General features: G+C 70.8%; 2 protein-coding genes. Both read right to left on the bottom strand.

What is annotated here, in order from left to right; all coding sequences use genetic code 11:
• Positions 1–34: 34 nt before the first annotated feature.
• Positions 35–1363 carry a M16 family metallopeptidase gene (locus ACWDXS_RS23500; protein ID WP_379313053.1) on the bottom strand — a complete coding sequence of 443 codons (1329 nt, stop codon included), beginning with the start codon at positions 1361–1363 and terminating at the stop codon, positions 35–37.
• Positions 1364–1561: 198 nt separating this feature from the next.
• Positions 1562–24670, bottom strand: coding sequence for a non-ribosomal peptide synthase/polyketide synthase (locus ACWDXS_RS23495; RefSeq protein ID WP_449968670.1), 23109 nt, complete (start codon positions 24668–24670; stop codon positions 1562–1564).
• Positions 24671–24950: the final 280 nt, after the last annotated feature.

Below are 24950 nucleotides of genomic sequence, written 5' to 3'. Positions count from 1 at the left end.
CGCGCGCACCCCGATGACCCTGGTGCCGAATTACTCAGCGCTCGACGAGCTTTCGGACCGAGGCGGGCAGATCGCGCGTGCGCTGATACGGGCCCGACACCGCCGCACCGTAGGGGCGGGCGAGCAAGGTGCGGGCGATCTCGCTGACCTCGTCGGTGGTGACGGCGTCGATGCGAGCCAGGGTCGCCGAGACGCTGCGATGGTTGCCGTAGCTGAGTTCGCTGCGGCCGATGCGGTTCATCCGGGAGGCCGAGTCCTCGAGGCCCAAGACCAGCCCGCCGCGCAACGAGCCCTTGGCCCTGGCGCATTCGGCATCGGTGACGCCGTTGGCGGCGACCTCGTCGAGCACGCCACGTGCCAATGTCGCGACCTGGCCGAGGTTTTCGGGCTGGCAGCCGAGCGAGACCGAGAACGCGCCGGTGTCGGCGAAGGTGTCGACGCTCGAGTACACCGAGTACGCCAAGCCGCGTTCTTCCCGGATGCGCTGGAACAGGCGCGAACTCAGGCCGCCGCCGACGATGGTGTTGAGGATCGACAGCGGCCAGCGCTGTTGACCTTCGTGCCTGCCGAACGCCCGCACCCCGAAGGCGAGGTGGGTCTGTTCACTGTCGCGGTTGATCCTGATCAGGCCGGGTGCGCCCTGCGCGCGGAACTTCCCTTCGCGGCGCGGCGCGGGCTCGGCGGTGGTGTCCAGGTGTGGCCCGAACGCGCGGTGCACCAGTTCCACTACGCGTTCGTGCTCCACGTTGCCCGCCACCGCGACGACCATGCGATCGGGCCGGTAGCGGCGCTGATGGAAGCCGCGCAGCTGGGCAGCCTGCATGTTCTCGATGGATTCGACGCTGCCGATCACCGGGCGCCCGATCGGGTGGTCGCCGAACATGGCGGTGAGGAAGGAGTCGGCGACCAGGTCTTCGGGGTCGTCGTCGCGCATCGCGATCTCTTCCAGGACCACCTGGCGCTCCACGTCGACGTCGATCGCGCGGCACAGACCGTTGAGCACCACATCGGAGACGAGGTCCACGGCCAGCGGCAGGTCCTCGTCGATGACGTGGGCGTAGTAGCAGGTCTGTTCCTTGGCGGTGAACGCGTTGAGCTCGCCGCCGACCGCGTCCATGGATTGCGCGATGTCGAGGGCGGTGCGTGTGGGCGTCGCCTTGAACAGCAGGTGTTCGAGGAAGTGCGCGGCGCCGGCCACGGTGGGGCCCTCGTCGCGCGAACCGACGCCTACCCACACTCCGATGGAGGCCGAGCGCACGCCGGGCACGTGCTCGGTGACCACACGAAGGCCACCGGGCAGCACGGTGCGGCGCACTCCCCCGGTGGAGACATCGTCAGCGGATTCGGTATTCGACTCGGTCAACTTCGGTTTCGTCACCCGATCCTCGATAACAGTGTCTTCGTCGGACTCGGTCTGCGACTCGATGTGCTCGGACCTCGTCACCCGATCCCACCGGACGGCTGTGCTGGCATGGTTCCTCAAACTCTCGAACGGGACCTGGCGACGTGCGCGTAATGCCTCATTGTGCAGGCCGCAGGCACGACGGCCGGCTCCGCGATTCTATGCGCCCATCGCCCCCGCCCGCGCATCGGCCCTCGTCGCCGGGTCCTCTCCGGCGAGCCCGCGCGTCTCGGATCCGCTCCCGTCGAGGACGTCCGCGATCCGGGCCAGCGCCGCTTCCCCCGCCATCGCCCAGTGCGTGGCGGGGATGGCGTGCCGGTGGACCGTGCCGTCGACGGCGGTGGCCCAACTCGCCGCGCCACGCGATCCGCTGGGATCGTCGACGGTGGCGGCGAAGTAGACGAGGTCGCCGTCGAAGCGACGTGGCCGGTATTCGTCGACCATCCGCATCGAGGCCGTGGCGGCGTCGATGATGCGGGCGATGCGGTCGCGATCGAGTGCCGCCAGTGGTCCGCCGATGCCCGCGGCCGCGGCGGCGAGACCGTCGGTGTCGAACGCGAGATCGTCACCGGCGAGCCCGCCGAGCAGGTCGCCGACGGTGGGCATCGCAGTCTGTTGCGGTCCGTCGCCGAGCCAGCTGTCCATCATGGCCAGCTGTGCCACCTGTTCGCCGTCGGCTTGCAGGCCGGTGGCGACGGCGTGGGCCAGCAGCCCGCCCAGCGACCAGCCGAGCAGGTGGTACGGCCCTTCCGGCTGCACCTCGCGGATGGCGTCGATGTAGCGGCGCGCCCAGTCCTCGATCGTGGCGGGCAGCGGTTCGTCGGCGGTGAGGGCAGGCGACTGCAACCCGTAGATCGGGCGCTGCGGGTCGAGGTGGCGGGTCAGTCCGGCGAACGACCAGGACACACCGCCGACGGGGTGGATGCAGAACAGCGGCGCGCCGGTGCCACCGGCGCGCAGCGGGAGCAGGACCGCGAACGCGTCATCGCTCGAATCATCGTCGGCGCGTAGCCGTTCCACGACGACCGCCGGCGTGGGGTCGGTGAAGAACCACGCCACCGGCACCGGGCTGCCCAGTGCTTCGCTCAGTCGAGACGACAGCTGGACCGCGGTGAGGGAGTTGCCGCCGAGGTCGAAGAAGTTGTCGTCCATGCCGATGCGGTCCAGTCCGAGTACCCGGGCGAAGGCGCCTGCGACGAGCTGCTCGGTCTCGGTGATCGGCGCCCGATAGGTCGCCTGGCGGATCTCCGGGCGCGGCAGTGCGCCGCGGTCGAGTTTGCCGGAGGTGTTGACCGGCAACGCGTCCAGCTCGAGGACCACGGCGGGCACCAGGTAGCCGGGTAGTTCGGTGGCCAGCGCCGCCCGCAGCACGGCCGCATCGAATCCCGAACCAGCGTGTGTCACAGTGCCGTCGACCGCCGCACCGGGACCTGCTCCGACGGTAGTGGGCGCACCGGCAATGCCATCGGATTCCTTGTTCCGTGACACCACCACGTACGCGACAAGTCGATCTGCGCCGACCCCGGACACCACGGCCGCCGCGGCCTGCGCCACCCCGGGCCGCCGCTGCAGCGCGGCTTCCACTTCACCGAGTTCGATGCGCTGGCCGTTGAGCTTCACCTGCAGGTCGGCACGCCCGAGGTATTCCAGTGCCGGAGTGTCGCTTCCCCGCAGGCGAACGAGGTCGCCGGTGCGATACATCCGAGCGCCGGAAGCACCGAACGGGTCCGGGACGAACCGCTCCGCGGTGAGCTCGGCGGCCCCGATGTACCCGTGTGCGAGTTGCGCGCCACCGACATACAGCTCACCGGTCACCCCCGGCGGCACCGGACGCATCCTGGCATCGAGCACGTAGAGCCCCGTATTCCACACCGGCGCGCCGATCGGCACCGTGACGACGTCGTCATCGGTCACCCGGTGCGCACTCACCTGCACCGTGGTCTCGGTCGGCCCGTAGAGGTTCACCACCTGCGCGCCGGTCAGTGCGCGCACCTGCTGTGCCAGCCCGGCGGGCAACGCCTCGCCACCGGCGAACACCCGCCGTAGCGGCGTACTCACGACACTGTTGCCCGCAGTGGCCGCCTCCCGCACGTGCGCCGCATAGGCCGCGAGCAGGGTCGGGGCGAATTGCGCTGTGTCGATGTGGTGTTCGGTGATCAGCGCGGCCAGGTAGGCCGGGTCCCCGTGCCCACCGGGCCGGGCGATGACCGTGCGGGCGCCCACCCGCAGCGGCAGCAACAGCTCCCAGATCGAGGCGTCGAAGGTGATCGGCGTCTTGTGCAGCACCCTGTCACCGGCGGCGAAGCCGAACTGCTGTGCCAGCCAGTCGAGTTGGTGGACGATCGCGCGATGCGGCACACCGACGCCCTTGGGCAGACCGGTCGACCCGGACGTGAAGATCACGTACGCGGTGTGCTCCGGGAGCAACGGCGCCACCCGTTCGGCGTCGGCGATCGGCGCTACCGGCAAGCCCGCGAGATCGACGGTGTCCAGCGTGATCACCTCGTGCCCGCGCAGCGGGAGGTCCATAGCATCGCCGCTGGTGGTGAGCACGCAGACCGGTTGCGCGATCCGCAGGATGCGGGTGATCCGCTCCGCCGGATGATCCGGATCGATCGGCACGTAGGTGCCACCCGCCGCCAGCACCGCGTACACGCCGACCAGCAACTCGGCCGAGCGCCGAACTCCCACCGCCACCGCGTGATCCGGCCCGACACCGTGGTCGATCAGATGGCGGGCGAGCCGGTTCACCCGCGCCGCGAATTCGGCGTAGGTGAGAACGAGGTCACCGTCGACGAGCGCGACGGCGTCCGGTGTCGCCGCGGCTCGGCGATCGAACGCTGTCGGCAGAACGCCGACCGCGCCGACGTGAGCGATGTCGCCCGGCAGCGACCTCGCATCCTCGGTCGCCGCGACCGGCCACGCATCGTCGGCCGGATGCGCGGTGTCACACCAATTCTCGAGCATCTGACGGTCGCCGTCGGTGAGCAGGTCGATATCACCGACCGCACCTTCCGGGTTCGCCGTGACCGCGTCGAGGATCCGCACGTACCCGTCCGCGATGCGGGCGGCCGTCTCGGCGTCGAACAGATCGGTGGCGTAGGTCACGCTCACCGCGCAACCACCGTCGGCGGTGCCGGTGAGGACCAGATCCAGGTCGAACTTGGCGATGGCGGCGTCGGCGTCCAGTCCGGTCACGGTGAGGCCGGGCAGGACCACCTCGACCGGGCCTGCGGCCAGGTTCTGGAAGGCCAGCATCACCTGGAACAGCGGGCTGTGCGCGGTCGAGCGGGTCGGGTCGAGCACGTCGACCAGCCGTTCGAACGGCACCTGCGCGTTCTCGAAGGCATCCAGATCCACCCGCCTGGTCTCGCGCAGCAGCGAACTGAACGACGCTGCGGGGTCGACACCGGTGCGCAGCACCAGCGTGTTGACGAACATGCCGACGAGATCGTCGAGGGCCTGCTCACCGCGACCCGCCACCGGGGTGCCGATCGCGATGTCGCCGGCGCCACCGAGTCGCGCGAGCAACGCGGCCAGCGCGGCATGGGCAACCATGAACTCGCTCACGTCGGCGCGACGCGCCAACCGCGCCACCCGCTGCCATACCGTCGGCGGCACAACAGTGTCAACGCTCGCACCACGATGCGACGCGACAGCAGGCCGCGGCCGGTCGGCTGGCAATTCGAGCAACCCGGGCAGTCCGGCCAGCTCGGTGCGCCAGAACCGCAGCTGCCGTGCGGCGACCGACTCGGCGTCGTCCTCGCTGCCCAGCACCGCACGCTGCCACAGCGTGTAGTCGGCGTACTGCACCGGCAGCGGCGCCCACCCGGGTTCTGTCCCCGCGCGACGGGCGAGGTAGGCGGCGGTGGTGTCACGCAGCAGCGGCCCGGCGGAGAACCCGTCGGCGCTGATGTGGTGGATCACCACGACCAGCACGACTTCGTCCGCCGCGCAGCGCAATACGCGCACCCGCACCGGCGGCGCGACGGTGACATCGAATCCGCGCCCGATCTCGGCCGCGACGATCGCCGGTACCGCGATGGGGTCCACGGTCTCCACCACCGGCGTCGGCACGAACTCCCACACCGCCTGGTGCCCGATCCCGTCGACGGCAGGGTAGGCCGTGCGCAGCACCTCGTGCCGGTCGAGCACGTCGGTAACCGCGGCGGCCAGCGCGCCGGCATCGACATCACCGGTGAGCCGCACCGCGATCGGGATGTTGTACGCGGCGGACTCGGGATCGAGGCGGTTGAGCAGCCACATGCGCTGCTGGGCCGCGGACAGCGGTATCCGGGCCGGTCGTTCGCCGGATGTCAACGCGATCCCCGCGCCGGTGCCGGCCGTGGTCGCGAGCGCGGCGGCCAGGTCGGCCACGGTGGTCGCTTCGAACAGGGTCCGCACGGGCACCCGCGTCGACAATGTCGCGCCGAGGCGGGCGGCGACCCTGGTCGCGACGAGTGAGTTGCCGCCGAGTTCGAAGAAGTCGTCGTCGAGCCCGACCCGCTCGCGCCCGAGCACCTCACCGAACACCTCGGCCACCGCCCGCTGTGCCGTGCTGACCGGCGCCCGGAACGGCCTGGCCACGAATTCCGGTGCGGGCAGCGCCTTGCGGTCGAGCTTGCCGGAGGTGTTGAGCGGGAACGCGTCGAGCACCACGATCACCGACGGCACCATGTAGGACGGCAGCACCGCGCCCACGCCCGACCGCAGGGCGGCCGGATCCAGCGCGACGCCCGGCCTCGGCACGACGTAGCCGACCAACTGGTCACCGGTCGCACTCGCCGCGACCACCGCCGCGGCCTGACCGACCCCGGCCGATCCGCCGAGCGCGGCCTCGATCTCACCGAGTTCGATGCGCTGACCACGGAACTTCACCTGGAAGTCGATGCGCGCCAGATAGACCAGTACGCCGTCGCGAGTCCACTTCACCAGGTCTCCGGTGCGATACATTCTCGCGCCCCGGCGATGCCGGTCGCGGCCGTCACCGACGGAATACGCGGTGTCGAGACCCGAGTCCGCGACGGTGCCTGCCGCGCCGGAATGGATGTCCGCCCCGGCGAACGGGTCCGCGACGAATCTGTCGGCGGTGAGCGCGGTGCGGCCGAGGTACCCGCGAGCGAGCTGGTCACCCGCCAGGTACAGCTCACCGGCCACTCCCGGTGCGACCGGGCGCAGCCGTTCGTCGAGCACGTACACACGCGAATTCCATTCGGGCACACCGATGGGCACCGTCTGCCCGGTCGCACCGTCGGCGGGCCACGCCGTCACCGACACGGCGGCCTCGGTCGGCCCGTACAGGTTGTGCACCGCCGCAGCCGATTTCGCCCGCAGCGCGCCGACTGTCTCCGGAGTGAGCGCTTCACCGATCGCGAGCACCAGCCGCAGACCGGCCAGGTGCTCGGCGTCGGCGTGCGCGGCGAACACTGCCAGCATCGACGGCACGAAGTCGACGACGGTGACCTGCCGCGCTGCCACCAGTTCGGCGAGGTACAGCGGGTCGCGGTGCCCGTCCGGGGTGGCGAGCACCAGGGTCGCGCCCGCTGCGAGCGGTGCGAAGAAGCCCCAGACCGACAAGTCGAACCCGGCCGCGGACTTCTGCAGGTACACATCGTCACCGTCGATCGCGTACTGCTCGATCAGCCAGGCGATCTGATTGCGAATGCCGGCATGACTCATGGCCACGCCCTTGGGTTCGCCGGTCGAGCCGGAGGTGAACAGCACGTAGGCGAGGTTCGAATCCCGCAGGGGGGCGCGGAGTTCGGACTCCGCGACCGGATGACCCGGGTAACGGGCAGTGTCGACGTCATCGAGCACGACAACCCCGGTCGGCCCCGCGGTCCGCGAACCACCTGGCGCGGTCTCGCCGCCCTCGACTCCCGGGATCGGCGATCCGCGATCACTGCCGATCACCCGGAACGGCGAGTCGGACGAACCGTCAGCCGGTGCCGGCTTGTCGAATGCGTCTGCGGCGGTGGTGAGGACGAGGTGTGGCCGCGCGGTGTCGAGGATCTGGGTGATCCGGTCGGCCGGGTGATCCGGATCGATCGGCACGTACGCGCCGCCCGCGGTGAGGACCGCGTACAAGGCGACGACGAGTTCGGTGGAGCGCCGGATGGCGAGCCCCACCAAGGCGTCGGGGCCGACACCTTCCTCGATCAGGTACCGGGCCAGGCGGTTGACCCGGGTGTCGAATTCGGCGTAGGTCAGGGCCGTGTCCTCGAACACGAGCGCTGTCGCGTCCGGGGTAGCCCGAACCTGCGCACGGAACGCGGTGAGTAGCGTGGCGGCGCCGTCGATCTCGTGGGTGGTGGCATTCCACTCGGTGAGGATGCGCGTGCGCTCGACCGGTTCGAGCACCTCGACCGAATCCAGCGGTGTACGCGGCGATGCCGCGACAGCGGTGAGCAGGCGTTCCAGCCGTCCGGCGATCGCCACCGCGGTCTCGGTGTCGAACACGTCGTGGGCGTAGGTGAGGACGCCGGTGACGCCCGCGGCCGCACCGTCGACCGCGTACTCGTCGCTGACGATGAGGTGCAGATCGAACTGCGACAGCTCGTTCTCGGTGTCCAGCCCCGACACGGTGATCCCGGGCAGGGCCAGCTCGGCACGCTCGAAGTTCTGGAACGAGAAGCCGACCTGGAACAGCGGATGCCGGGCGGTGGAGCGGGCCGGATCGAGCACCTCGACGAGGCGTTCGAACGGCACCTCGGCATGGGCGTACACGGCGAGGTCGGTGGCGCGCTGGCGAATCAGCAACTGCTGGAACGACTCTCCCGCGCGCAGCCGGGTTCGGAAGACCAGCGTGTTCACGAACATGCCGATCAGGTCCTCGAGCGCGGCCTCACCGCGCCCGGCGACCGGCGTGCCGACGGTGATGTCCGCGCTGCCCGAGAGGCGACCGAGCAGCGCCGCGAACGCGGTGTGCACGACCATGAACAGCGTTGCGCCGGACTCCCTGGCCAGCGCGCTGAGCCGGGCGTGGGTGCCCGCGTCCAGGGTCACCGGCACGGTCCCACCGGCGAGGGTCCGCACCGCCGGGCGCGGGCGGTCCAGCGGCAACGCGAGTTCATCGGGGAGGTCGGCGAGTTCGGCGCGCCAGAAGTCGAGCTGGCGGGCGGCCACCGAGTCGGGATCGGCTTCGTCGCCGAGCAGCGCGCGCTGCCACAGCGCGTAGTCGGCGTACTGCACCGGCAGCGGCGTCCACGACGGGGCCGTACCGTCGCGTCGTGCGAGGTAGGCGGTCATCAGGTCGCGCACCAGCGGCGGCATCGACGAACCGTCGGCGCTGATGTGGTGCACGACCATGGCGAGCACCGCCTCGTCGGCGCTGATCCGATACAGCACCACCTGCCACGGCACACCCGCGGTGACATCGAAGGCGGTGGCGGCCAGCGCCGTCACGGCAGCCACGATCTCCGCCGGCGCGAGGTACTGAACCCGCAGAGCCACACCGGCTTCGGCGGCGGACACGATCCGCTGTACCGGACCTTCGGCGGTCTCGGGGTAATAGGTGCGCAGTACTTCGTGCCGGTCGATGAGATCGTCCACCGCGGCGGCGAGCGCGTCGAGATCGAGCGCGCCACCGAGTCGCACCGCGATCGGCACGTTGTAGCCGGCCGAGTCCGGATCGAACCGGTTGAGGAACCACATGCGCTGCTGGGCGGGCGAGAGCGGGATCGAAGCGGGCCGCTCCCCCGCCACCAGCGCCAGCCGCGCCGCGCCGCCCGCGGCGTCGAGCGCGGCAGCCAACGCGGCCACCACGGGCGTCTCGAAGATCCGCGCCACGGGCACCTGCCGGTTCAACGCCGCACCGAGGCGCGCCGCGACCCGGGTCGCGATCAGCGAGTTGCCGCCCAGATCGAAGAAATCGTCCTCGGCACCGACCAGTTCGACACCGAGCACCTCGGCGACGACCCCGGCCACCAACTGCTCCGACGGTGTCGCCGGAGCACGGAATTCACGAGCGGCCAGCTCGGGCGCGGGCAGCGCCCGCCGATCGAGCTTGCCCGAGGAATTGACCGGGAACTCCGTGAGAACAACGAACGCGCTCGGCACCATGTAGGCCGGAAGTGCCTGCTGTAGCGCGGATTTCACCACGTCGAGGTCCACACCCGGGACGCCGAGCAGGTAGGCGGTGAGGTAGTCGCCGGTGCCGTCGTCACGGACCGTGACCACCGCCCGTTCGATGGTGTCGAGACCGGTGAGAACGGCCTCGATTTCGCCGAGTTCGATGCGCAGGCCGCGCAGTTTCACCTGGAAGTCGGTGCGGCCCAGGTATTCCAGTTCGCCCGAGCGAGTGCGGACCACGAGGTCGCCGGTGCGGTACATGCGGTCGCCGGGGGCACCGAGGGGGTTGGCGACGAAGCGGTCGGCGGACAGATCCGGGCGGGCGAGGTAGCCGCGGGCGAGTTGGACGCCGGCCAGATACAGCTCACCCGGTGTGCCGACGGGAACGGGACGCAGGCGGGCATCGAGCACGTGCAGGGCGGTGTTGGCGACCGGGGCGCCGATCGGCACCGTGACCGTGTCGGCGTCGGTGACCTCGTGGAAGCTCACGTCGACCGCGGCCTCGGTGGGTCCGTACAGGTTGTGCACGGCGACACCGGGGACCAGCGCGCGCAGGCGCTGGGCAGCGGCGGCGGGCAGCGCCTCACCGGAGGCGAACACCTGCCGCAGCGAGACACAGTCGGCCGCACGCGGCTCGGCGAGGAAGGCCGCCAGCATCGACGGCACGAAGTGCGCGACGCCGACACCCGTGCGGGTGATGACCTCGGCCAGGTAGGCGGGGTCGCGGTGCCCGTCGGGCCGCGCGATCACCAGGGTGGCGCCGATCTGCAAGGGCCAGAACAGTTCCCACACCGACACATCGAAGGTGATCGGCGTCTTGTGCAGCACGGTGCCGGCCGCGTCGAGCTGGTAGGCATCCTGCATCCACACCAGACGGTTGACGATCGCGGCATGGGTCACCGCGACGCCCTTGGGCTTACCGGTCGAGCCGGACGTGAACAGCACATACGCCAGGTCCGCGGCACGCAACGGCCAGATCCGGTCGGCATCGGTCACCGGGTCGACAGCGAACCCGGAAAGATCGAGCGCGCCGGGCTCGACAAGACGAATGCCGGGCTCGGTGCCGGATTCGACCGGCCGGTAGCCGGACTCGACCTGCGCGGCGGGCGCCGCGGTGCGTGCGCCGGTTTCGGGGAAGTCGGCGGCGGCCAGCACACAGACCGGGGCCGCGGTCGCCAGGATGTCGGCGATCCGGTCGGCCGGGTGGTCGGGATCCAGCGGCAGATAGGCGGCGCCCGCGGCCTGGACCGCGTAGAGGGCGACCAGGAGATCGATGCCGCGCCGCAGCCCGACACCGACGACCGCGCCGGGACCGACCTGCTCGGCGATCAGCCAACGCGCGAGGCGGGCGACACGCATCGCGAACTCGCCATAGGTGATCCGCTGCCCCTCGAACTCCAGGGCGATCGCGTCGGGGGTACGCGCGGCCTGCGCCGCGAACATCGAGACCAGCGTCGCCTCGGCGTCGAGCGGGGCCACGGTGTCGTTCCACGCCGCGAGCTGGGCGGACTCGGCGGCATCCAGCAGATCGATCTCGCCGACCGCGATGCTGTCGTCGGCGGCGACCGCGCTCAGCACCCGCACGAACCGCGCACCGAACGCCGCCACCGTGTCGGCGTCGAACAGATCCGTGGCGTAGCGCAGCCACCCGCGCATGCCGGGCTCCCCCGCGGCGCCGACGATCTCGTTGATCGCCAGCGACAGATCGAACTGGGTGGTCGCCGCGTCCAGAGCGAACTCGTCGATCCGCAGTCCGGGCAACTCGATGATGGTGTCCTCGCGATGCTCGAACGCGAGCATCACCTGCACGATCGGCGAATACGCCGTGGAGCGGCTCGGATTGAGCTCGTCGACGAGCCGCTCGAACGGCAGGTCGGCGTGTGCGAAGGCCCGCAGATCAGCGTCGCGCACCTCGGCCAGTAGTTCACCGAACCCGGCACCGGCATCGACCGCCGTCCGCAACACGAGGGTGTTGACGAACATGCCGACCAGGTCGTCGAGCGCGGCATCGGCCCGCCCGGCGACCGGCGTGCCGACGAGCACATCCGCGCCTGCGCCCTGACGAGACAGCAGCACCGCGAACGCCGCGTGCACCACCATGAAGGTGGACACCCCGTGGCGGCGGGCCAGCGCCTCGATCCCCGCCACGACATCGGCGGGCACCTCGAACCCGACGGCCCCTCCCGCACCCGCGCGGACGGCGGGCCGGGGCCGATCCGTCGCTAGTTCGAGAACCGGTGCGATCCCGGCCAATTCGTCACGCCAGTGCGCCGACTGCCGCGCCAGCCGCGACTGCGGGTCGGCCGCGTCGCCGAGCACGGCACGCTGCCACAGGGTGAAGTCCGGATACTGCACCGGCAACGGCTCCCACACCGGAGCGATCCCCGCGGCGCGCGCGGCATAGGCGGCGATGAGGTCCCGCGCCAGCGGCGTCGTCGACACCCCATCGGCGGCGATGTGATGCACAGCGAGCACCAGCACGTGCTCTGTCTGGTGCGAACCCACGCAATGCACGGCCGCGAGACGCGGCGTGGCATCGCCGACCACAGGTCGGCGGTCGACAGCTTCGACCGGCGTTTCCCGGCGCAGCAGCGCGGCGCGCAGCGGCGGCTGAGTGGTCAGGTCGTAACCCTGGCCGATGATCGAGCGCACGGTAGCGGCCAGCTCACCCTCGGCGATCTCGCGCACGACGGCAGCGGGCAGCACCGCGTCGGCGGGAAGGACCACCTGGGTCGGGCCGTCGGCGTCTTCGGGGAAAATGGTGCGCAGTGATTCGTGCCGGTCGAGGACATCGGCCAGGGCCGCCCACAGGGCGCCGGTGTCGAGGTCGCCGGTCAGGCGCAACGCGATCGGCAGGGTGTAGACGGCCGATTCGGGATCGATCCGGTTCAGTAACCACAGGCGAGTCTGGGCCAGCGACAGCGGGATTCGATCCGGGCGCGGTCGCACCACGGTCAGCGGCGGCGACTGTTCGCCGCCGACGCCCGCACGCTCGGCGAGTCCGGCGACGGTCGGGGCGTCGAACACATCGCGCACGTCGAGCGCACTGCCGAGGGCCGCGTTGGCCCGAGCGACCAGACGCATCGCGAGCAGCGAGTTGCCGCCGACGGCGAAGAAGTCGTCGTTGGCGCCGATGCGTGCCACGCCGAGCAATTCGCCGATCACACCGGCGAGCGCGGTCTGCGCACCCGGTCGCGGCGCCACGTATTCGGTGGTGACGGACAGGTCGGCGGCGGGCAGCGCGGCCCGATCCAGTTTGCCCGCCGAGTTGAGCGGCACGGTGTCGAGCACGACCAGGTGCGAGGGCACCATGTACGCGGGCACCCGGCCCGCGACGTGGGCACGCACCGCCACGCTGTCCACCTCGCCCGCGACATATCCGACCAGACACTGCCGACCGGCGTCGTCGGTGGCGGGCAGCACAGTCGCGTGGGTGACGCCGGGTGCGTCGCCGAGCGCGGCCTCGATCTCGCCCAGCTCGATCCGCAGTCCCCGAATCTTCACCTGGAAATCGTTGCGGCCCAGGTAGACCAGCGCATCGTCGCGATCGCGGCGAACGAGGTCACCCGTGCGGTACATCCGGGTTCCGTCGGCCCCGAACGGGTCGGCGACGAAGCGGTCTGCGGTCAGGTCGGGCCTGCCCAGGTAGCCTCGGGCCAGCTGGTCACCCGCGAGATACAGCTCGCCCGCGACACCGCCGGGCACCGGGTGCAGGCGCTCGTCGAGCACGTAGGCGCGCACGTTCCAGGTCGGCCTGCCGATGGGCAGCTCGGTCTGCTCGACCGGCGCGGTGATCCGCTGGAACGTGCTGGTGATCGCCACTTCGGTGGGGCCGTAGGTGTTGTGCAGTTCGCCGGGGATCGTGGCGAGAACGGTGGCCGCCAGTGGCGCGGGCAGTTCCTCGCCGCCCACGTGCAGCATGCGCAGCCCGCTCAGCGCGTCGCCGAGCCCTTCGGCGAGCATCGCGGCCAGCACCGACGGCACGATCTCCATGATGGTGACGCCCTGCTCGCGCACCACTCGCGCCTGATATTCCAGGTCGAGGTGACCGCCCGGGCGCAACAGCACCAGCGGGGCGCCGAGCAGCGCGGGCGCCAGCAGTTCCCAGAGCGAGACGTCGAAGGTGAGGGGCGCGCGCTGCAGGAAGCGATCGGCCGACGTCATGCCGTATTCGCCACGCAGCCAGCAGATCTCGTTGACCACGGCGCGATGCGAGATCAGCACGCCTTTCGGCGTACCGGTGGAGCCGGACGTGAACAGCACATACGCCGGGTGCTCGGGGTGCAGCGGCGCTAGCCGTTCGAGGTCGGTGACCGGGCCGGCTGCCACCGTGTCCTGCGCTACGTCCTCGAGCTGGCCGACGGTGAGCACCGCAACCCCGGAGCGCGACGCGGCGGCGAAATGCACCGAGGCCGTGGCGGATCGGATACCGCTGTCCACATGGTCGAGGTCACCGGCCGCCGCGACGACGACGAGTCGCGGGGTGGCGGTCGCCAGCACATGCCCGATGCGTTCGGCGGGCTGGCCCGCGTCGATCGGCACGTACACGCCCCCGGCGGCGAGTACACCGTGCAGCACCACCAGCAGTTCGATGCTGCGCGGAACAGCCACGGCCACCGGTGTTTCCGGCCCGACACCGCAGTCGATCAACCTGCGCGCCAACCGGTTCGCCCTGGCAGCGAGCGCGCCGTAGGTGATCTCGACGCCTTCGAAGATCGCCGCCACGGCGTGGGGAGCTCGCGCTGCCGCGGCATCGAGCAGGTGGGCGGCGAGTGGGGCGCGCAGGCCCAGTTCCGCGAGCGCGCTGTCGAGTGGCACCACCTCACCGTGGTGCCGCGCCGGCGTTGTGGCCGCGGCGGTGTCGGCCAGCAAGGCGAGGTCGCCGACCGCGGTGCCGGGGGCGGTGACCGCGTGCCGCAGCACCCGATCGAGCATCGCGACCATGGTCGCGATGGTGTCGGCGTCGAAAAGATCGGTGGCGTAGCGCAGTTCGAGGTCGAGCCCGTCAGGTGCGCCGTCGGGCGCGAAACGGTCGACGAAGGTGAAGTCCAGATCGACTTCGATCGGCGCATCCGGCAGGGTCAGCCCCGACAGGGTCATGCCCGGCAATTCGAAGGCGGTCCTGCGCTGGTTCTGCAAGGCCAGGGAGATCTGGTACAGCGGTGAATACCCCTGTGAGCGCGCCGGATTCAGTGCGTCGACCAGGCTTTCGAACGGCACGTCGGCATTGTCGAAAGCATCGAGATCCTCGGCACGGACCGCGTCGAGGAGATCGCTGAAACGCGCGCCCGCGCGCACCTGCGCACGGAGCACGAGCGTGTTGACGAACATGCCGACGATGTCGTCGAGTTCGCGATGGCCACGCCCGGCCACGGGCGTGCCGACGACGATGTCGGTACCGGCCGAGAGCCGCGCGAGCAGCACCGAGAGGCCCGCGTGCAGCACCATGAACGCAGTGGCGCGGTGCGCGCGAGCCAGCTCCTCGATCCCGCGATGCAGGTCGGCGCCGAGGGTGGTGGTGAAGGTCGCGCCCCGGTTGGAGGCGATCAGCGGCCTGCGCCGGTCGGCGGGCAGCGTCAGGACATCGGGCAAACCCGCGAGTCGGCGCGTCCAGTAGTCGAGCTGGCGGGCCAGCGGCGCGTCCGGGTCGTCGGCACTGCCGAGCCCCTCGGTCTGCCACAGCGCGTAGTCGGCATAGTGCACAGCGAGCGCGGGCAGCTGTGGCTGCGCACCTACAGCGCGGGCGGCGTAGGCGGCCACCAGATCCCGCGTCAGCGGCCCCATCGACCAGCCGTCGGCCGCGATGTGATGCACAACGAGCACCAGCACGTGTTCGGTCGCCGCGACCCGCAGCAGTGCGGCGCGCACCGGCACCTCGCGGGTGATGTCGAAACCGCCGGCGAGGACCGACACCACCGTCGCGGGCACGTGATCGGCGGCCACGTCGACGACGGCGAGCTCGGGCACGAACGCCGGACCGACGAGTTGGGTCGCCTGCCCGTCGAATTCGGGATAGGTGGTGCGCAATGTCTCGTGCCGGGCGATCAGATCACCCAGGGCGCCGCGCAGCGCGGTCGTATCCAGCTCGCCGCTGAGCCGGATCGCGACCGGGATGTGGTACGCGGCGGAGTCCGGATCGAAGCGGTGCAGGAACCACATCCGCTGCTGGGCGGGCGAGAGCGGGATCCGCTGCGGCCGTTGGCCCGCCACCGGTCCACGCCTGCTGCCGGTGCCGCGCAGCGCGTCCAGCCGCACGGCGAGTCCGTCCACGGTGCTCGCCTCGAACAGTTCCCGCACGGGGATTCGAGCATCGAGCGCGGCACCGAGTCGCGCCGCCACCTGGGTTGCCAGCAGCGAGTTGCCGCCGAGGGCGAAGAAGTCGTCACCGGCACCGACCCGGTCGAGGTCGAGCACCCCGGCGAAAGTCGCGGCGACGATCCGCTCAGTGACGGTGGCGGGCTCGCGGTAATCGAGCCGGCGCGATTCCGGCGCGGGCAGTGCCCGGCGATCGAGCTTGCCGGACGCGTTGACGGGCAACTCGTCGAGGAAGACGTAGGCGCCCGGGACCATGTAGGAGGGCAGGGTCGCCGCGATCGCTGCGTCGAAGTCGGCGGTGGTGGGCGCCGCCGACGAGTCGGGTCGCGGAACAGCCGGCGCGACGTCGACAGCACGGACCGCGTCGCCTCCCCCGGAATCGGCGCCGCCGGCGATGGGGCCGAAGTCGACGACGACGACCTCGGGCGTCTCGGCAGCACGGACGACGTAGGCGACGAGCTGATCGGTCCGGCCTTCGTCCGAGCGAACCAGGACGGCGACGCGGCCGACGCCGGGAACCGAGGCGATCGCGGCTTCGATTTCGGCCGGTTCGATGCGCAGACCGCGTAGTTTCACCTGCAAGTCGGTGCGGCCGAGGTAGTGCAGCGCCGGACCGTCGGCCCCGGTGCGCCAGGTGACCAGATCGCCGGTGCGGTACAGGCGCTCGCCCGCGCCGAAGGGGTCGGCGACGAAACGTTCGGCGGTGAGCTCGGTACGGCCGTGATAGCCGTCGGCGAGCTGCGCGCCCGCCACGTACAGCTCGCCCGGAACACCCGCGGGGACGGGACGCAGGCGCGAATCCAGCACGTACACACGGGTATCGGCGACCGGTGCGCCGATCGGCACCGTGGCGCCGAGTTCGTCACCGGCCTCGTGCGTGGTGACCTGGATGGCGGTTTCGGTCGGGCCGTACAGGTTGACCACCGTCGCGCCGGTCATCGCGCGCACCCGCCGCGCCAGGTCGGTCGTCAGCGCTTCACCGCCCGCGAAGACCAGTCGCAGCGAATCGGACTGCGCGGCAGCCGGTTCCGCCACGACCGCGGCGAGGACCGACGGTACGTACTGGACGACGCTCACCCGATGCCGCACGGTGGCTGCCGCCAGGTAGGCCGGATCGCGATGCCCGTCAGCGGTGGCGAGCACCAAGCGCGCCCCGGCGTGCAACGGCCACAGCAGTTCCCACACCGATGCGTCGAAGGTGAACGGTGTCTTCTGCAGCACCACGTCGTCGACACCGAGCGGGTACTCCCGCTGCAACCACAGCAACTGGTTCACCGCGGCCTTGTGCGGCACGGCCACACCCTTCGGCCTGCCGGTGGAACCCGACGTGAACAGCACATACGCGAGGTGCCCGGGACGCAGCGGCGCCACCCGCTCCGCATCGGTGATCGGCTCGCCGGACAGCTCCGACAGGTCGAGCACGTCGACCTCCACCACCGATTCGCCCACAGCCACACCGATTCCGGCAAGCGTCAGCACACAGACCGGTGCCGTCTGCGCCAGCACATACGCGGTCCGCTCGGCCGGATGATCCGGGTCCACCGGCACATAGGCCGCCCCGGCCACCAGCACGGCGTGCACCGCGACCAACTGCTCCACACCACGGCGCATCGCGACCGCGACCAGCGAGCCAGGGCCCGCTCCCAGCCCGATCAGATGACGAGCCAGTCGTGCGACTCGCTCGCCGAACTCCCCGTACGAAAGCTCCACTGCGGTCGTGGAATCAGCAGCACGCAGCGACACCTCGGGCACCGCACCCCCGGCGCGGTGTGCGGCGATGGCATCGGCTGCCGCGTGTTCGAGCCGGGAAATCGCGCTCGAGGACGCCCCGATTCCGAGGGGCGCGTCATCGACCGCGGTGGGATCGGTATCGAGGACGACGGCGATCGCGTGGGGCGTTGCGGCGGCTCGGTCGGTGAGCAGCGAGGCGAGAGTCGTGGCGTGGTCGGTCTCGGTGGCGGTGTCGTTCCACGTGGTCAGGATGTGGGTCCGCTCGGCGGCGTCGAGGAAGTCGAGGTCGCCGACGGGGCGGGCCGGGTCGGCGAGGACGGCCGTGAGGATGCGGTCCAAGCGGGTAGCGAAAGTGGCGACGATGGTGGCGTCGAACAGGTCGGTGGCGTAGAGGAAGGCACCGGAAATGCCGGTGGGAGTGCCGTTGTCGTCGCGGTGCTCGGTGAGGGTGAGTTCCAGGTCGAACTTGGCGATACCGGTGGGCAGGTCGAAACCTGCGACGGTGAGGCCGGGGAGCGCGAGTTCGCTCGGGGTGTCCTCGTTGAGGGACAGCATCACCTGGAACAGGGGGTTGCGGGCGGTGGAGCGGACCGGATCGAGGACCTCGACCAGGCGCTCGAACGGCACGTCGGCGTGGCCGAAGGCGGCGAGGTCCTGCTCGCGGACCTGGGCCACCAGTGCGGCGAACGGGGTCGCGGGTGCCACCTGCGTGCGCAGGACGAGGGTGTTGACGAACATGCCGACGAGATCATCGAGCGCACGCGCACCGCGTCCCGACACCGGCGTGCCGATCGCGATGTCGGTGGTCGCCGACAGCCGTGCCAGCAGCACCGCGAACACCGCGTGCGCGGCCATGAACACCGTGATGCCCTGCGCGCGAGCGAATTCCGCCAGTGCCCGATGGGTCGCGGCATCGATCTCGACGCCGTGCATCGCACCCCGCCGGGAAGCGACCGCAGGCCGGGTCCGGTCGGTGGGCAGTTCCAGCTGCTCGGGCACCCCCGCCAGCGCGTCACGCCAGAACGAGAGCTGCTTCGCCGCCACCGATTCCGGATCGGCCGCATCACCGAGCACCGTGTGCTGCCACACGGCGTAGTCGGCGTATTGCACCTCCAACGGCGCCCAACCCGGGGCCTCACCGATGGCGCGCGTGCCGTAGGCCGTGAGCACGTCCCGGATCAACGGCCCGAACGAGAAACCATCGGCCGCGATGTGATGCACCACGATGACCAGCACGTACTCAGCACCGGCGGACCCCGTCGAGTCCGCCACTGCGGCATGCCCATCGGCCCGGTCACGCGCACCCGACGCGCGATGCTCCAGCGCGGTGTCCGGGGCAACACGCAGCAGCGTCGCGCGGATCGGGGCGTCGACGGTGAGGTCGAAGCCGGTGGCGGCGAAGGTACGCACGGCGTCGGACAGGTCGGCCGCAGCCACGATCTGCGGGTGGACCTCGGGAAGCAGGCCGGTCGCCGGAAGGATCTCGGCGATGGCGTTGCCGTCCAGTTCCGGGTAGCGGGTGCGCAGGACCTCGTGCCGGTCCAGCACGTCGACGATCGCGGCCTGGAGTGCGGCGATGTCGAGCGCACCGGTGAGCCGGACGGCCAGCGGGATGTTGTCGGTGGCCGAGCCGGGATCGAAGCGGTTGAGGAACCACATGCGCTGCTGGGCAGGCGAGAGCGGCACGGGATCGGGTCGGGGTCCCGCCACCAGCGCGGGGCCGGTGCCGGTGCCACGCAGACGGTCGGCGGCCGCGGCCAGCGTCAGCACCGTCGTGGTGTCGAAGAGCTGGCGGACGGGAATGCGCAGGTCGAGGTCGGCGCCGATGCGGGCCATCAACCGGGTCGCCAGGAGCGAGTTGCCGCCCAGATCGAAGAAGTCGTCGTCGCGGCCGACCCGGTCCAGTCCGAGGACCTCGGCAAACGCGGCGGCCACCACCTGCTCGGCCACCGTTTCCGGTGCCCGGTAGGCGGCGGTGTCGAAGACCGGTGCGGGCAGCGCGGCCCGATCGAGCTTGCCGACAGGGGTCAGCGGCACGGCATCGAGGGTGACGACCGCGGCGGGCACCATGTGCGAGGGCAGGTGCGCGGCGGTGTGCGCGATGAGGGTCGCGGCGTCGATCGTGGCACCGGCGACGGGCACGACATAGGAGACCAGCAGGGTGGCGCCCGCGTCGGTCCGATGACCGACGGTGGCGGCGAAGTCGACCGTCCGATGGCGGGCCAGGACCGCGTCGATCTCGCCGAGTTCGATCCGGAAGCCGCGCACCTTCACCTGGAAGTCGTTGCGGCCCAGGTACTCCAGATCGAACGAGCCTTCGCGCCGCACCCAGCGCACGGTGTCACCGGTGCGGTACATCCGCTCGCCGGGCGCGCCGAAGGGATTGGTGACGAACCGTCCGGCGGTCAGCGCGGGCCTGCGATGGTAGCCGCGCGCCAGCTGCGCACCAGCGATGTACAGCTCGCCGACGACCCCCGCGGGCACCGGCCGCAGCCGCTCGTCGAGCACCAGTTCGGTCGTGCCCTCCACCGGTGCGCCGAGCGTGATCGCCGTTGTCGCACCGAGTGGTTCGCTGATATTGGTGACGATGGTCGTCTCGGTCGGGCCGTAACCGTTGCGGAAGGTCAGACCCGGAATCGCGGCGGTCCACCGCGCCACCAGTTCCGGCGGGCACGCCTCGCCACCGACCACCACCATCCGCAGCTCGTCGAGGCCCTCCGGGTGTACCGTCGCCAGCGCCGACGGCGTGATGACCACATGGGTCACCCGCTCGGCCCGCAGCAACTCCCCCAGCTCCGCCCCACCGAACACCCCGGCGGGCGCGATGACCATCGTCGCCCCCTCGGTCACGGTCAGCAGCAGCTCGGCCACGGAGATGTCGAACGAGGGCGACGCCACGTGCAGCACGCGCGCATCGGCGCAGGCCAGGTACCGCCCGGCCTGCACGGGCAGATATGCCGCGACCGCACCGTGCGGAATCACCACACCCTTGGGCAGACCGGTGGTGCCGGAGGTGTAGATGACGTACGCGGGATCCAGCGGATCCACCGCTCGTGCACCAGCCGCGCCGCCGTTCACCGCACGGCCACCTGCTGCGCCGACCGTACGGGAATCGGCCACGGGGGCATGGGGAGAGGTCACGACTCCGCCGCGACCGGTCTCGGCATCGACGGCGTTCTCGACGCTGATCGTCCTGTCACCGGCACGTGCGTGTGCGCCCAGGTCTGCCCGCGCCGCATCGTCTGCCGTGGGTTCTGTGCCATCGAGCACGAGCCAGTTCACGGTAGCCGGCAGATCCGACCGCACCGCCTCGATCGTGATACCCGCCGCCGCGCCGGAATCGGAGAGCATGTGGGCGATGCGGTCGGCGGGATAGTTCGGGTCGACCGGGAGGAAACCCGCGCCGGACTTCACGACGGCCCAGATCGCGGTGATCGAGTCGGCCGAACGCGGAATACTCACGGCGACAAGGTCACCCGTACCGACGCCGAGATCGGCGAGACGGGCGGCCAGGGAGGTGGAGGCGTCGTCGAGCTCGCCGTAGGTGAGGGTGCGGGCGCCGTCTCGGATGGCGATCGCGGTGGGGTCGGTGGCGGCGCGGGCGAGGACCTGCGGCAGCAGCGCAGCGGGAGTCGACGGGCCGCCGGTACGGGCGGTCAGCTCGGCGAGTTCGGTGTCGATCAGTAGTGGCAGGTCGGCGACGGGAGTCTGCGGGGCCGCGGCGATCGCGGCGAGCAGGCCGGTGAAGCGGGCCACCGTGCGCGTGATGGTCTGCTCGTCGAACAGATCTGTGGCGTAGGAGAATTCGCCGGACAGACCCATGGCCGCGGAATCACGCAGGGTCAGGGAGAGATCGAACTTCTCGATGTCATAGGGCAAGTCGACGGCGGCAGCGCGCAGACCGGGCAGCTCGAAGGTGGTCGGCGGCAGGTTCTGCAACGACAGTGCCACCTGGAACAGCGGATGACGACCGGCTGAACGGGTCGGCGCGAGCACCTCGACGAGCCGCTCGAACGGCAGGGTGGTGTGGTCGAAGGCGGCCAGATCCCCGGTGCGGACGCGGCCGAGCAGGCCGGCGAACGGTTCGCCGCCACGCACCTGAGTGCGCAGCACGGCGGTGTTGACGAACATGCCGATGACGTCGTCGAGTTCGGCGGCACCGCGCCCGGCGACCGGCGTGCCGATCGCCACATCGGCATTGCCCGACAGGCGTGCGATCAGCACCGACAATGCCGCGTGCAGCACCATGAACAGGGTCGCACCCTGTTCCGCGGCAACAGCGTTCAGCGCCGCGACCACGTCGGCATCGAGCTCGAACGAGACCCGGCGTCCCCGCATCGACGCGGTGGCGGGGCGAGGGCGATCGGTCGGCAGGCCCGACTCGTCCGGCAGTCCGGCCAGCGAGTCACGCCAGAACGCGATCTCGCGCCCGGCCTGCGAGTCGGCGTCGTCCTCCGCGCCGAGGACGGCACGCTGCCACAGGGTGTAGTCGGCGTACTGCACCGGCAGCGGATTCCACTGCGGCGCCATACCTTCGGCACGCGCGTAGTAGGCGGTCATCGTGTCACGCACCAGCGGACCGGCCGACCAGCCGTCGGAGGCGATGTGGTGCACCACCAGCACCAGCACGTGATCACCGTCGACCTCGAACAGGCTCGCGCGCACCGGTGGCGCGGCCGTGACATCGAATCCGCGCAGAACGACGGCTGCCAACACCTCCGGAAGGTCCTCGGCGCCGATGCTGACGGCGTCGAGCACCGTCGAAGACCCCGCCGCGACCCCATCGGCGCCGGTATCGGGGTGGTCGCTCGAAGACAATTCGGCCGCAAGCACTTCGAGCGCCTCGGCGACAGGAAGAACCCGCTGCGTCCCCACCCCGTCGACCTCGGGGTACACCGTGCGCAGCACCTCGTGCCGCGCGATCAGATCACCCACCGCCGCCCGCAACGCGTCCCGATCCAGCGCACCCGTCAACCGCACCGCGATCGGGATGTTGTACGCCCCGGTCTCCGGATCGAACCGGTTGAGGAACCACATCCGCTGCTGCGCGGGCGAGAGCGGCAACAGCTCGGGACGCGGACCCGCGACGAGCGCGGGCCGATCATCGACCACCCCACCCTCGACCAGCTTCGCGAGTACGGCCACCGTCGGGCTGTCGAAGAAGTCGCGAACATCCACCCGCACACCGAAGTTCGCCTGCAACCGGCCGATGGCGCGGGTGGCGATCAGCGAGTTGCCGCCGAGGCGGAAGAAGTCGTCGTCCAAGCCGACCACGTCCACCTCGAGCAGCTCGGCGAACAACGCGGCGACGGTACGCTCGGTCGCCGTGCGTGGCTCCCGGAATTCGGCGGCCGACACCCGGAAGTCCGGCTCCGGCAACGCTTTCCGATCCAGCTTGCCGCTGGCATTGATCGGCATCGCGTCCAGCTGCACCAGCAGCGACGGCACCATGTACTCGGGCATCGACGACTTGGCGTGCTCGACCAGCTCGGCCTCGTCGAGCACCGCACCGTCGACGCTCACCACATAACCGACCAGCGCCTCACCGGCGCCATGGCGATGCAGCACCACCGCCGCGTTGCCGACGCGAGGGTGCGCGGCCAGCACGGCCTCGATCTCCCCCAGCTCGATCCGCAGACCACGCAGCTTCACCTGGAAGTCGGTGCGCCCAAGGTATTCCAGCTCACCGCGCGACTCCCGTACCAGGTCACCGGTGCGATACATGCGCTCACCGGGCACGCCGTACGGATTGGCGACGAACCGATCCGCGGTGAGCCCCGGGCGCGCCACGTACCCACGCGCCAACTGGACACCGGCCAGATACAGCTCGCCGACCACCCCGACGGGTACCTGGTCGAGGTTCTCGTCGAGCACGAGCAGCCCGGTGTCGTCGGCGGGACCCCCGATCGGCACCGACACCTCGTCGAGAGCGGTCACCTCGTGCGCGGTGACGTCGACCGCCGCCTCGGTGGGCCCGTACAGGTTGTGCAGCGCCGTCGCCGACAGCGCGCGCAGCCGGGCGGCCGTGGCAGCGGGCAGCGCCTCACCGGAGGCGAACACCATCCGCAACGACGACAGATCCACCTCGGGACCCACGTCACCGACGAACGCGGCCAGCATCGACGGCACGAAGTGCGTCACGGTGACCCGATGCTGGGCGATCAGCGCCGCCAGGTACGCGGGATCACCGTGGCGCCCCGCCTCGGCGACCACCAGCCGAGCGCCGATCTGCAAGGGCCAGAACAACTCCCACACCGACACATCGAAGGTGTAAGGCGTCTTCTGCACCACCACATCGGCATCGGTCATGGCGTAGCGGCGCTGCCGCCAATCCAGGTTCGCCACGATCGCCCCGTGGGTGACCGCCACGCCCTTCGGCCTGCCCGTGGAGCCGGACGTGAAGATGACGTAGGCCGTGTTGCCCGCCCGTACCCCGGACACCACCTCGCCGGGCGCCGCGTCCCAGTCGATGTCATCGGTGCGCAGCACCGGCGCGCCGTTCAGATCCGGCTCGTCGCCTGCCCGTGTCACGACCACCACCGGCCGCGCCACCTCGAGCACATAGTGCAGCCGGTCCACCGGATGATCGGGGTCCAGCGGCACATACGCACCGCCCGCACGCACGATCGCGTGCACCGCGACGATCAGCTCGACACTGCGCCGCAGCGCCAACCCGACCAGCGTCTCCGGCCCGACGCCAGCCTCGACCAATCGCGCCGCCAGCACCCGCACTCTGGCATCGAATGCCGCGTAGGTCAGCGTGACGTCACCGCACTGCACCGCGACAGCATCCGGCGTCCGCGCCACCTGCGCGGCGAACCGATCGACCAGCGTCGCCGCGGCCACCGCCTCCAGCCCCAGCGCCGCCATCACATCGCCCGCGAGCGAATCCAGCAGCACACCGAACGTCCCCTCGGCGGCATCGACCACGCCGGGGAACAGCTCGGCGAGCACCACCTGCACGAGCGTCTCCGCGTCCAGCGCCCCACCGGTGAGCTCGGCCATCAGCGTGAGCTGGGCGTCGAGATCGGCATAGGACACCGCGGTGCTGTCGAACTCGACCGCGATTCGCGCCGGATCCATCGCCGCGACCGTCGCCACCAGCGCCGCCAGCTGTTCTGTTTCCGCGCGCGCCGGAGTGGGGTTGGTCATCGCACACTGCCTTCCATTACCGGCCGCGGGTAACGCCACGCGGCCGCACAAACTCTCGGAACTCCCCGGCTCGAACCGGGGTGGGGTGGATCGGCGCGGGGGCGGCCAACCTCGGGCACCCTGCCCGAAATCCGCCCGCGCACACCGGATTCAGTGCGATCGGCTATGACACGATCGCGGCAATCCGGCTCGCCGCCACGCAACCAGCAATGACTCGGCTATCTCCCGACCTCCATCGTCAACCCCGACACCTGAAACACGCGTCCGAACACGAGGAGAA

This window comes from Nocardia sp. NPDC003183 (assembly GCF_053590715.1).
The sequence above is the reverse complement of the archived record's forward strand: the minus strand, read 5'-3'. Positions and strand labels throughout refer to the sequence as shown.

Bases quoted from the DNA above. Each gene is read 5' to 3' on its own strand.
- ACWDXS_RS23495 (WP_449968670.1), bottom strand. From the start codon at position 24,670: ATGACCAACCCCACTCCGGCGCGCGCGGAAACAGAACAGCTGGCGGCG.